This window comes from Candidatus Thalassolituus haligoni (assembly GCF_041222825.1).
Taxonomy (GTDB): domain Bacteria; phylum Pseudomonadota; class Gammaproteobacteria; order Pseudomonadales; family Oceanobacteraceae; genus Oceanobacter; species Oceanobacter antarcticus.
The window spans coordinates 258,364-270,624 of sequence record NZ_CP139482.1 but is presented as its reverse complement, the minus strand read 5'-3'; the positions used below and the strand labels follow the sequence as shown (position 1 = coordinate 270,624).

Annotated in this window: 12 protein-coding genes; 6 read left to right on the top strand and 6 right to left on the bottom strand. The window is 54.5% G+C overall.

Annotated features, from left to right (window positions below):
• Window positions 1-112: 112 nt before the first annotated feature.
• The 4 genes from SOJ49_RS01255 to SOJ49_RS01240 all read left to right on the top strand — a co-directional run bounded on the left by SOJ49_RS01255 (window position 113) and on the right by SOJ49_RS01240 (window position 4,536).
• Entirely contained in the window at window positions 113-1,252 is a 1,140-nt protein-coding gene (locus tag SOJ49_RS01255) for a tyramine oxidase subunit B (RefSeq protein WP_369856412.1), read from the top strand.
• A gap of 84 nt (window positions 1,253-1,336) precedes the next feature.
• Window positions 1,337-1,756: a Rid family hydrolase gene (locus tag SOJ49_RS01250; RefSeq protein ID WP_369856411.1), complete on the top strand. Its 420-nt coding sequence runs from the start codon at window positions 1,337-1,339 to the stop codon at window positions 1,754-1,756.
• Between the two features lie 47 nt (window positions 1,757-1,803).
• A complete protein-coding gene (locus tag SOJ49_RS01245) occupies window positions 1,804-3,096 on the top strand; it encodes an NAD(P)/FAD-dependent oxidoreductase (protein WP_369856410.1) in 1,293 nt (430 codons plus the stop codon).
• A 39-nt stretch (window positions 3,097-3,135) separates the two neighbouring features.
• Window positions 3,136-4,536 (top strand): APC family permease, encoded by a 1,401-nt coding sequence (locus SOJ49_RS01240; protein WP_369856409.1) that lies wholly within the window; start codon window positions 3,136-3,138, stop codon window positions 4,534-4,536.
• A 268-nt stretch (window positions 4,537-4,804) separates the two neighbouring features.
• Here SOJ49_RS01240 and rpmE read toward each other — a convergent pair whose 3' ends face one another.
• A complete protein-coding gene (rpmE, locus tag SOJ49_RS01235) occupies window positions 4,805-5,017 on the bottom strand; it encodes a 50S ribosomal protein L31 (RefSeq protein ID WP_369856408.1) in 213 nt (70 codons plus the stop codon).
• A gap of 187 nt (window positions 5,018-5,204) precedes the next feature.
• On the opposite strand from rpmE, the gene SOJ49_RS01230 reads away from it, so the two are divergent.
• Window positions 5,205-7,472, top strand: a complete 2,268-nt coding sequence (locus tag SOJ49_RS01230; protein WP_369856407.1) for a primosomal protein N' — start codon at window positions 5,205-5,207, stop codon at window positions 7,470-7,472.
• A gap of 108 nt (window positions 7,473-7,580) precedes the next feature.
• Window positions 7,581-8,051, top strand: coding sequence for a phosphatidylglycerophosphatase A (locus SOJ49_RS01225; protein ID WP_369856406.1), 471 nt, complete (start codon window positions 7,581-7,583; stop codon window positions 8,049-8,051).
• A 20-nt stretch (window positions 8,052-8,071) separates the two neighbouring features.
• Here SOJ49_RS01225 and SOJ49_RS01220 read toward each other — a convergent pair whose 3' ends face one another.
• Genes SOJ49_RS01220 through SOJ49_RS01200 form a run of 5 tightly spaced genes read right to left on the bottom strand, consistent with a single transcriptional unit; the run spans window position 8,072 to window position 12,118 of the window.
• A complete protein-coding gene (locus SOJ49_RS01220) occupies window positions 8,072-9,373 on the bottom strand; it encodes a sensor histidine kinase (protein ID WP_369856405.1) in 1,302 nt (433 codons plus the stop codon).
• Window positions 9,370-10,032 carry a response regulator gene (locus SOJ49_RS01215; RefSeq protein ID WP_369856404.1) on the bottom strand — a complete coding sequence of 221 codons (663 nt, stop codon included), beginning with the start codon at window positions 10,030-10,032 and terminating at the stop codon, window positions 9,370-9,372. The genes SOJ49_RS01220 and SOJ49_RS01215 overlap by 4 nt, the downstream gene beginning before the upstream one ends.
• A gap of 13 nt (window positions 10,033-10,045) precedes the next feature.
• Complete coding sequence (locus SOJ49_RS01210) at window positions 10,046-10,825, bottom strand: hypothetical protein (protein ID WP_369856403.1); 780 nt, start codon at window positions 10,823-10,825, stop codon at window positions 10,046-10,048.
• Window positions 10,822-11,682, bottom strand: a complete 861-nt coding sequence (locus SOJ49_RS01205; protein WP_369856402.1) for a hypothetical protein — start codon at window positions 11,680-11,682, stop codon at window positions 10,822-10,824. Before SOJ49_RS01205 ends, SOJ49_RS01210 begins: the two co-directional genes overlap by 4 nt.
• On the bottom strand, window positions 11,675-12,118 hold the full coding sequence (locus SOJ49_RS01200) for a PepSY domain-containing protein (protein WP_369856401.1): 444 nt from the start codon (window positions 12,116-12,118) through the stop codon (window positions 11,675-11,677). Before SOJ49_RS01200 ends, SOJ49_RS01205 begins: the two co-directional genes overlap by 8 nt.
• Window positions 12,119-12,261: the final 143 nt, after the last annotated feature.

Sequence of the window (12,261 nt, the reverse complement as noted above, 5' to 3'; positions counted from 1 at the left end):
TTTCCACAGCTAGCCCGGTTCATTAGTTTGGCCAATCATTATTTATTCTGATGAGTGCATGGCAGCTGAATACAAGTACGAAAGTGCTCATTCACAGATCCAAGGTGATGTTATGTCAGAGAATACGAAAATCGATTTTATTTATCTTTCCGAGCCAGACATGATCAAAGCTGGCGTTATGAATATGGCCAAATGTGTCGATACCATGGAAAGCATGTTCACCTTATTACACCAAGGTGATTATCGCATGGCGGGGCCAAATAGTGATTCTCATGGTGCCATGATTACCTTTCCGGAAGAGTCGCCATTTCCAACCATGCCAAAACCCACTGCCGACCGTCGTCTGATGGCGATGCCTGCTTATCTGGGTGGTGAATTCCAGACCTGTGGGGTGAAATGGTATGGCTCGAACATCGCCAACCGTGAAAAAGGTTTACCCCGCTCTATTTTGATGTTCATTCTGAATGATATTGATACCGGTGCCCCCATGGCTTATATGTCAGCCAACCTGCTGTCGGCTTATCGCACCGGAGCCGTGCCAGGTGTAGGAGCTCGTCATCTCGCTCGAAAAGATTCCAAAACGGTGGGTCTATTGGGGCCTGGCGTTATGGGTAAAACCTCTATTGCGGCCTTTATGGCCACTTGCCCGGATATCGATACCATTAAAGTAAAAGGTCGTGGCCAGAAAAGTCTCGATAGTTTTATTACTTGGATAAAAGAAACCTACCCACAGATTACAACCATCACTGTTGTGGATAGTCTGGAAGACGTTGTACGTGATTCTGATATCGTCACTTACTGTAATTCCAACGAAACCGGTGATATATCCAGCTACCCGGAAGTCAAACGGGAATGGGTCAAACCAGGCTGTTTCCTTTCGATGCCAGCGTACTGTCGCCTGGATGATGCCATGGAACAAAACGATGTCCGTAAAGTGCTGGATAACACCGGGCTATATCAGGCCTGGTTCGAAGAAGTACCCAAACCGGCTCACCAGTATATTCCGATTATCGGCGCCCGTTTTATGGATATGGTCAATGAAGGAAAACTGTCCCTCGATCAACTGGAAGACCTTGGTGCTATCACTGCCGGAGCCACGCCAGGGCGTACCAACGATGAAGAAATCATCATTTTGTCGGTCGGTGGTATGCCGGTCGAAGACGTCGCCTGGGCCACGGTGATTTATCGCAGCGCGATTGAACAGGGTATTGGCGTCAAGCTGAACCTTTGGGATACCCCGGAGCTGCGCTAGCCGCTTCTGCTAATTGCCAACGTCCCAGTGGTCGTTGGCGGTGCTCCTTCTGACTTACAGGCATTCAATGCCGGGATACTCCAAATGCCCAAAATCGTAAAAGTAAAAACCGGTTCGAAATTCGAAGAAATCGGCAGCTATTCCCGTCTGGTTGCCGTCGATGACTGGCTCTACGTTTCCAATACCGCTGGCCGTAACCCGCTGACCAAAGAGATTCCTGACGACGTACTGGGGCAAACACACCAGGTGTTCAGCAACATAGAAGCCGCACTGGTGGCAGCCGATTCATGCCTGGCGGATGTGGTGTGCTCACGAGTGTTTATTCAGGAGCCTGCCGACGTGCATACAGTGATGACGCTGATTGGTGAGAAGTTCAAGGGCATCAATCCGTCCACTACCGTGACTTGCCCGCCATTGGGTTCCAGCGTCTACAAGGTGGAACTGGAAGTCACCGCTTACCGTGGCGCCTCGCAAGCCACCGTAGAAACAATCACCATCGCCTGATTGTGTCAGGTGATACCCGGAAACCCGTTGAAGTCGGCAGCAAGCTTATGACCAAAACACTGGAAGCAGTACACACCACCGATCAATTACCTGACGCCACCACCGTCGTTATTATCGGTGGTGGCATTGTCGGTATCAGTGCCGCGCTGGCGCTGGCGGAACGTAATATCCCCGTGGTTTTACTGGAAAAAGGCCACATTGCTGGCGAGCAGTCGTCACGCAACCTGGGCTGGATACGTAAAACCAGCCGTCATGCTGCCGATGTCCCTCTGGCCTTGGCGGCCGATCGACTCTGGGCCGGGATGCCGGAACGCATCGGTCAGTCGGTGGGCTATCAGCAGTCCGGCATTATGTTTCTGGCCAAAACCGCAGAACAAATGGCCATGCACGAAGCCTGGTCAGATTCAGTGCAATCACTGTCGCTGGACTCGCAATTATTGACCGCCAAAGACATCGATCGCCACGTACCAGGAGGTCAGGGCCAGTGGAGAGGCGGCATTTATACGCCGTCGGATGGCCGTGCAGAACCGGCCATCGCTACCAGTGCCATCGCCAAGGCGGCAATTGCCAAAGGCGCGGTACTGATTCAGCACTGTGCTGTCCGGACGCTGTCGACGGCGGGCGGCAAGATCTGTGGCGTTGTCACCGAAAAAGGTGGAATACGCTGTGAGCAGGTACTGCTGGCTGGCGGCGCCTGGTCCCGTCGTTTCCTCGGTAATCAAGGGGTGTCGTTACCCACATTGCCACTGATCTGTTCGGTATTACGCACCCAACCCATGATTGGCCCAACCAATATTTCGGTGGGTGGCCCGGACTTCTCTTTCAGAAAGCATCAAGGGGGCGGTTTTATTATCACCCAGCGGGGTGCTCTGGATGCTCCGATTACTCTCGACCATCTACTGATCGGCTGGCGTTATCTCACTCAGCTGCGTACCCAGCGCAGTTTTTTGCGTACCTCGTTAGGCCGTGCCTTTCTGCAAGACCTTGCACTGGCCCGGCGCTGGGGAGCTGGCAGCCGCTCACCCTTTGAACAGATTCGTACTCTCGACCCAGCCTTTAACCCTGGCCTCAATCAAGAGGCACTCACTAATCTTGCCGATGCCTGGCCGGCGTTCAAGCAGGCTCGGGTAGAAGAAGCCTGGGCTGGCGTGATTGACGTAACCCCTGATTCCAATCCGGTGATCGACCATATCGGTGCCATTCCTGGCCTGACGATCGCTACCGGGTTTTCAGGGCACGGATTTGGTACCGGGCCAGCAGCCGGACAGCTGGCGGCAGACCTGGTCGCCAATGTGGCCCCCATTATCGACCCAGACCCTTACCGGTTTGATCGACTCTGACATACCTAACAACGGTTTTACTCACACGAGGTACAGAACATGAGCGGTACGGCACACACAGCAACAACCAAATCGATTGATCAAAAAGCAGGGACGGATAAAAAAGTCAAAATTGGTCTGCTGACCATGATGGCGGTTTGTATTGGCCTGGTGATTGTTCAGGGAGCAATGATTTCAGCGCTACAAGGCTTGGGCATTGGCGGTCTGAGCTTTATTGTCGCCATGTTGGTCGCCTTGATGCTGGCGCAATTCAACGCCATGAGTTTTGCAGAATTGTCGTTGATGTTCCCGCAAGAAGGGACGCTGGCAACCTATACACAAAAAGCCATCGGACACTTTCCGGCGATTGTATCTGTCTTTGCCGGTTATGTGGTGGTGGCGGTATTAGCCTTGCCCGTTGAGATGTTTCTGGTCGATGCTATGTTGGGTGAACTGCTACCCGGCGTATTACCCGAAAAACTGATTCCTCTGCTTATTTTACTGGTATTCACTATTACCAACCTGGTTGGTACCGATGTCTTTGCCAAAGTACAGAATATTCTGGCCTTTATTCTGGTCAGTGCCCTGATTATTACTGGTCTGGTGGCCATTACCGGTACTGCCGAACCACACCCTACTCTGACAGGTGCCACAGTAGACTGGAGTATGGCGGGTATTATGGATGGCAGCTTTATTGGTTTGATTGGCCTGGCATTATGGACCATGGTCGGGGTCGAGTTTATTTGCCCAATGATCAATGAGGTGAAAAACCCGCAGAAAAATATTCCGATGGCCATGCATTTATCGCTGTTTTTTATCTTTACTATTTTTGTTGCCTTTATTTTTGGTGCCAGCCTTTATCTGGATCTGGATACCTTGCTCGGCTCGCCACTGCCCTTCCTGGATTATGCCAAGGCGGTATTCGGACAAAGCGGTCTGATCATTGCCACGATAATGGCTCTGGCGGCTACTTGCAGCACAATGAATACCATTCTGGCGGCGGTGCCCAGAATGCTGAAAGGCATGGCGGACGAAGGCCAGGCTTTCCCACAATTAAAAGCACATAACCGTTTTGATGCTCCCTGGGTCGGTATTGTGATGATGGCAGGCTTAACCACTATTCCTTATTTTATTTTTGGTATTGATTCTCTGATCATGTTGATTATCGCCGCTACCACCAGCTGGTTATTGGCCTACAGCGTGGCACATATTGATGTATTGGTATTACGTAAACGTATGCCGGATCATGTCCGTCCGTACCGCACACCCTTTTACCCGTTACCGCAAGTTCTCGGGATTATTGCCATGCTGTACGTTGCCCTGAATAACTCTCCGGCACCAGAAATGACCCATATGGTATACAGCATCACCGGTGGTATCTTGCTGCTGTTGAGTATTATTGCGGCAGTATGGGTGAAATTTTATATGAAACGGAACTTGTTTGAGCCAGATATGGATTAAACATTAACGGCTGCTAAAAATACAACTGCGAGCAATAAGGTTACCGACCATGCCGACCTTCTTCACCGGGCGACCAAGTCAGCCGGGTGAGCTTGTCGGCATGGTCTTTTCGTCTTTTCTGCACCACCAGCCACTCTACCTCCTACCTATGCTGCCATTCAGGCATTGGCCTCCTGGCCACTCAGAGCTGCTGTTGTTATTGTCCTCAGACCCAAAAAAACCCGCCGAAGCGGGTTTTGGTGTTGCGGAATTCTGGCAGAAACAGGGATTACTTCTTGCCAAAACCACCGAAACGCTTGTTGAAACGGTCAATACGGCCGCCGGTATCCACTGTTTTCTGCTTGCCGGTGTAGAAAGGGTGGCAAGCGGAACATACGTCCAGATACATTTCGCCAGGCTTGGCGGAGCGGGTCTTGACAATGTTGCCGCAAGAACAGGTAGCGGTCAGTTCAGCGTATGCAGGATGAATATCTTGTTTCATGGGGCACCTCGGGTCTTCACGCCGCCACCTTCCGACCATCGGACAGGCACCGCGTTACTGTTAAGAAAAACTTCAAATACTCGCTGTCGCCATGGAGTAATGCCTGCGGTAAACCGCGCATCAGCCCCTTGCACAGACAATAAGGACGCGCATAATACCAGAGCCTTTTTTGTCAGCAAGTTTTTTCATGCCTTTTTACGTCGTGCAGGTCGCTGTACCAGTGCCCTTACGGCGCTGTTTCGACTATCTTCCTCCCGCTGGTGAGCCGGAAGACACCTGGAAGCCCGGACAGCGGGTACGGGTTAACTTTGGCCAGCAATTACTGACCGCCATCGTGGTCGGCACCGCGCAGACGACGGATGTACCCGCTGGCAAGCTCAAACCCTTGCTGGAACGTCTTGATGATGAACCTTTGCTGGATGCCAGTCAGCTGACACTGGGGCGATGGTTAGCGCGCTATTATCATCACAGCCCTGGCGAAGTGCTGGAGCTGATGATACCGGCACTGTTGCGTCGGGGCGGATCCCTGCAAGAGGCACAAGAGCAAAGTTGGGCTATCCTGCCTCAGATCGACTCCGAACCACAGACTTCAGAACCACAAACCAACCCCGAGCCGCTGAGCAAGCCCAAAGTTGCCTTACGCGGCAAGCAACAGCAGGCGCTGTGGCAATGTTTCCAGCAGCAACCGGTGTGGACGCATGCCAAGCTGACGGCCCAGGGTTTTACCCTGGCACAACTGCGACGGCTGGCAGAGCTGGGGTTGATCGAAACACAACAACGGCTGCCAATACCTGCCATCGCGCCACTGCGACGCGACGACTTGCCACTTAACGATGAGCAACACAAGGCCCTGATGCAACTGAACCAACAGCTGGGGCGATTTCAGCCCAGTCTGCTGGAAGGCATCACCGGCTCAGGTAAAACCGAAGTGTATCTGCAGCATCTCAAACAGGTACTGCAACGGGGTCAGCAGGTGCTGGTACTGGTGCCGGAAATTGGTCTGACGCCACAAACGGTGCAACGCTTCCGTGAGCGGGTTGATGTACCCGTTGCCCTGATGCACTCCGGCCTGAATGATCGTGAACGCTTGCAGGCCTGGTGCCAGTGCCGCGATGGCAGCGCCCGGATTCTGATTGGTACCCGCTCGGCGGTCTTTACGCCGCTGCCCGATCTCGGGCTGATTATTCTGGATGAAGAACACGACGGCTCATTCAAGCAGCAGGACAGTGTGCGTTATTCTGCCCGCGACTTTGCCATGGTGCGCGCCAAACAGGCCAAGATTCCTATCGTGCTGGGGTCAGCAACCCCATCGCTGGAATCGCTGCATAACGCTCTGACCGGCCGCTACCTGCACCTCAAACTGACCCAGCGAGCAGGCAACGCCAAGCCGCCGGGTATGAAGCTGCACAGCATCCTGCATCAGCCGCTGACCTTTGGTCTGGCGCAACCCGTGATTGCCAAAATGCAGCAACATCTGGATGCCAATCGTCAGGTGCTGGTCTTTATCAATCGGAGAGGTTATGCCCCACTGATGGCCTGTCAGGAATGTGGCTGGCTGGCCGAGTGCCGACGTTGCGATGCGCGCCTGACCCTGCATCAGTCGCCATTACATCTGCATTGCCATCATTGTGACTTTCAGCAGGCAGTGCCCGGATTCTGCCCTAACTGCCACAGCGACAAAATCCGCGCTCTGGGACAAGGCACTGAGCGGTTGCAGGATGAGCTGTCGATGCTGTTCCCGCACGTCCCCACTACCCGTGTGGATCGCGATACCGCGCGGAACAAGCAGGCCTTCGACGGATTACTGCAAGATATTCATTCACCCGGTAAGCGGCTGTTGATTGGTACCCAGATGCTGGCCAAGGGTCACCATTTTCCGGCGGTCACCATGGTGGTGATTGTCGATTCCGATGCCGGTTTGTTCAGTGCCGATTTCCGTGGCATGGAGCACACCGCCCAACTCATATTGCAAGTCGCTGGCCGTGCTGGCCGCGCCGAACATCCAGGTGAAGTCTGGATTCAGACCCTGTATGCCGATCATCCGCAGTTGAACCTGCTGATCGATAACGGCTACCACGCGCTGGCGCTGGCGCTGCTGCAAGAACGCCAGCAACAACAACTGCCACCGTACAGCCATATGGCCATGCTGCGGGCCGAATCACCGCAACGTCACCTCGCCGAGCAGCTGTTGCAACTGGCTCGCCAGTTTTTACAACAACAGTCGGCCCAGCGCCGCAACCAGCCAGACCAACTCAGTCCTCTGGTATTGGTCGGGCCATTTCCGGCCATTATGGAACGTCGCGCCGGCCGTTTTCGCCAGCAACTGCAGCTTTTCAGCGGCGAACGCACCGGCCTGCATTCCGTGCTGGATCCGCTGGTCGATTTTCTCCACCAGCAAAAAGGCTTTCATCAGGTGCGCTGGCATCTGGATATCGACCCGCAAGATACGCTGTGACCTTGGCCGATCGTACCGGATAACCACTGGCAGTCTGCCGGGCATCACCTTATGATCGCTGCCTTTGCACCATGACTTTTATGCTGATACGTGCTGACGGAGTGGCCTGTGGCTCGAACTCAATTGACATCCTGGACTCACTGGCTGGCTTTCGGCCTGGGTTCCGGCCTTGCCTCCAAGGCACCCGGCACCTTCGGCACGGTGGCGGCCTTGCCCATCTGGTGGCTATTGCTACACGATATGCCATTGCTACCGTATCTGGGGGTGCTGCTATCCGGCTTCGCATTCGGCGTGTATTTATGTCAACGCACGTCCGACGACCTGGGCGTACATGACCACCCCGGAATTGTCTGGGATGAATGGATTGGCTTGTGGATAACCTACATTCTGGTGCCATCTGGCTGGGAATGGATTGTGGCCGGCTTTGTATTATTCCGCTTCTTCGACATCCTCAAACCCTGGCCGATCAAATGGCTCGACCAGAAGGTTCATGGCGGTTTTGGCATTATGATTGATGATGTGCTGGCGGGGATATTTGCCTGGGTAGTGATACAGGCTGCGCATGCGTTTATTGGCTGATATCGGTATCCGCCTCGCGGCTAAAGCGCACGGCACAACTGACGATAACCAAACACCAGCCCAACGCCATCCACACCACGGGCTAACGTCATAACGCCACCATTACGGGTTGCGGCTTCGCGCGCAATTGACAAGCCCAGACCACTGCCAACGCCTGGCGAACCGGGTATCCGGTAAAAGGGATCAAACACCCGACTGAATTCTACTGCCGGTATACCAGGGCCAGTATCAATCACTTCGATCACCGCCATGTTCTGCTCTTGAGATAAATGCAAGGTCACCGAGCCACCCGCAGGAGTGTATTTCAAGGCGTTATCCAATGCATTACTGAGGATCAAACGCAGCGATTCCCGATGGGCAGAGACAATACACCGGGCGTTATCCTCCAGCCCGAGATCAATATGACCAGCCTCGGCATAAGGGTGAAACTCGGCTAACAGTTGCAGTACCAGGGAGTGCACCTCTACTGGTTCTGGTGGCTCTGCTACAGACTGGGTTCGGGCCAGCTCCAGCAACTGCTCGGCTAATTGCCGTGCCCGCCCAATCCCAAGGTGCAGCGGTTGAATGCGCTGCTGCAACTCCGCCGGGGAGGATACCTGCTCCAGATTCTGGATTTGTAGCGACAATGCCGTCAGCGGGCTGCGCAACTCATGGGCCGCATCAGCAATAAAACGACGTTGCTGCTGCATCAGATCCCCGACTCTAAGCAGCAAACGATTGATCGCCTGAACAAAGGGTAATATTTCACGAGGTAAACCGGCCTCGTCCAGTGCTTCCAGACGCTCCGCCTCCTGCTCATCCAGTGTGTTGGTCAAAGCCCCGACAGCAGCAAACTCACGTTGTAGAATCCGCACCATCAACCAACACAACAAGGGCAACAGTAACAGCAACGGTGCCAGGGTGCGCAGAGCACTGGCCCATGCCACTTCGTCTCTCGCTTCTGTGGCTTGGGCCACCAGCACTCGCGGCCCGTTTTCCGGCGTATAGACATACACCCGCAGATCACCGCTCGCCATCGGCAGGGTATGAAAACCGGCGCCCAGTTCGGCACTTAACCAGTCAGGAACCGTCTGGCCAGGAACCCCGTGATCAGGTACATGAAACACCCAGATACGGGATTCCGGGTCGCTCACCGGCATATCGACCGCTAAAGCCGATGTATCCCTGACCCCCAACACCGCGATCTGCTGTAACAAGTCGTCCTGAAACTCCCGCGCTTCACTGAAACTCAGAACAAACGACGCCACGGCAGCCATCAATCCAAACAACATGATCACGGCACTGAGCTTGCGGGTTAGCTGATATTGCAGTGAACGACTCACAGTGGTTTATCCACCATCCAGCCCGCACCACGGACATTTTTAACAATGGCAGCGCCGAGTTTTTTGCGCACACCGTGAATCAGAAAATCCACCGCATTACTTTCCACTTCTTCATTCCAGCCATAAATACGCTCTTCCAGCTCATCCCGTCCGAGAATCACCCCAGGCCGTAGCAGCAAGGCTTGCAACAAGGCAAACTCCCGCGCACTCAAGAGCACGTCCTTGCCGCTTGCCTGCGCCAAGCGCGTGCCCAGATCAAGACTCACGACCCCGTTAGCCAGTTTCGCCGTGGCATGCCCGCCTTGACGACGCATCACCACCCGCAAGCGGGCCAACAACTCCTGAATATCAAACGGTTTGACAAGATAGTCATCCGCGCCCAGATCCAGGCCGCGAATACGGTCTTCGACACCGTCTCGGGCAGTCACGATGATCACCGGCAGCGAATTACCCGCTGCCCGCAACCGTCGCAGCACCTCCAGACCGTCCTGCCCTGGCAGGCCCAAATCCAGCAACACCGCTTCGTGAGTACCCAAAGCCAGTGTATGAGTGGCGGATACGCCATCTCGCACCCAGTCCACCGCGTAGGCGGCATCTTTTAATGCCGTCACCACCGCCTCTCCAATCATCGGGTCATCTTCAACCAGCAGGATTCGCACGTAACTACCTCAATTAGTGTGATGTCGCCGCCGCCCGCTGGCGGGTGACCATCAACAAAATGGCAATACCGCCCAGCAACACCGCTGTCGCGGTATAACGGCTCAACTCAAGCCCGCCGGATGCGATGGGCTTGTCGAGAAAATCGCCCACCACGGCGCCCAGCGGCCGGGTCAGAATAAAGGCTGCCCAGAACAACAGCGTTGGTGAAATTCGACTGTGATAATAGGCCACCACGATCGTCGCTAACATGGTGCTGAACAGCAGTGCCGCTCCGCTATAGCCAAATCCAGCCGTATCGGCACACCAGTCGCCCAGTGCTGTCCCCAGGGTTTGTGAGAACATGATCGTCACCCAGTAAAACATCTCTGCTTTTGGCGTCGCCACGCTGCTGACCGATACCGATCCCATCGTCCAGCGCCAACTGAACAACGACATCAGCAACAGGCTCAGCAGTAACAAGGTGCCACCGGCATAACCGATGCCCAGCGAACGATCGGCAAAATCGGCCAGCGTCGTACCTACGGTCGTCGTCGCAATAATCGTGATCCAGTACACCAGCGGATGGAACCGCTCAGCACGGATCTGGACAATCACCGCCACGAGAAAAACAGCCGCAAAAATCCCGGTGCCGACGAGATAGCCCAGATTCATCGACATGGAGACAGCATCGCCGCCGGTTTCACCCAGCGTCGTCGCCAGAATCTTGATCGCCCAGAAGGCCAATGTCACTTCTGGCACTTTGGCCATCACAACGTCTTTGGCATCCACCACGTTTTGGTTCAGCGCATTCATACAGATTTCCTCGGTGCCACAAGATCTTTGCCCGTCAGCGTCAGCCATATTACCAACCCGCCAATCGCCGTCAGGAACAGCCCACTGGTCACCAGGGTGCCCAAGCCGATACCTCCCTCTGCCACTGGCTGCGCTAGCAAGTCACCAAACGAGGCCCCCAATGGCCGGGTCAGAATGTACGCCAGCCAAAATGCCAACATGGCATTGATCCGGAAAACATAATACGCCCCGGCCACCAGCGCTATCGCCGCCGCAAACAGCAGCGTCGACACGCCAAAGCCCTGCTTCAGGGATTCTGCCACCAGATCCCCGGCGGCGGTTCCCAGGGCAAATGTCAGCAAAATGGCCAACCAGTAAAACAGCTCACGACGACGCGTCACAATGCTGTGCATCGACAGTGTTTTTTCACACCAAAACCAGATAGCAAACGCCGCCAACAGAGCAGCACTGAACACCCCGGTGGTTAGCCCCAGCGGCACGCCAAGGTTATCGGTCAGGTTGTCGGTAACCAGGGTTCCCACCACACTGATCAACACCACCGAGACCCAATACCGCCAAGGCACATAACGATCGGCCCGTAATTGTCCAACCAGACAGACCGCTAATAGAGCAGCCATAATCGCTGATGTGACGGTTAGCCCCAAACCCAGATTCACATCCAGAAAATCCGCGGCGGTTTCGCCGACTGTCGTCGCCAGCACCTTGATGAACCAGAAGTACAACGTGATCTCTGGCACTTTATTGAGCAGTGATTCTGTCGTCGGGTAGTAACTCCTGTCTCGTTCCCGATAGCCTGCCAATGTCAATGCCTGATCGGCCAGTAACGACGGTTCAGGCTGGGGGTTGGAATCAGTCATCGCCCTCGCCCTCGTCTTCATCGTCGTATTCGCCATCTGGCGTATCGCTACTGGCCGCCAGCACCTGGCCATCACGAGCATCCAGAGTCACATCCATCACCAGGTCACCATGGACAATCTCGATATCGAATGTCGACATTCCGTCGTCCCATTCCAGAGCAGCACGAGAAGCCATACCACCAAGCTGGTTTTCAGCCAGGGAAATCGCTTCAGCAAGACTGATTCCGGCCTGTTCAATACCTCGGGCGTCATTATCTTGCAGCTCTGCACAGCCATCGCTGAGGAGTCGTTCAGCAGCCTGGGTTATGTGCTCAAAATAGCCGTGGTCAGCCTGTTGCCCGTTTTGCTCTGAAGACTGAACCGCCGCCAAAGCCGCTCCAGCCGTCGTCATGCCAGCCATCAATACCAGTGGCATTGTGAATGTTTTGAATTGCATCGTTGTCGCTCCTGTTCAAAGTGATGGACTCACACAGCAGAAGCTACCGAACAAGAATTAGGAGAGTCTTAGGAAAAACAGGAAAGAACAGGAAAGAGTCAAAACACGGCATCACCGCTCCGTTACTCATGTAGAAAGATCAG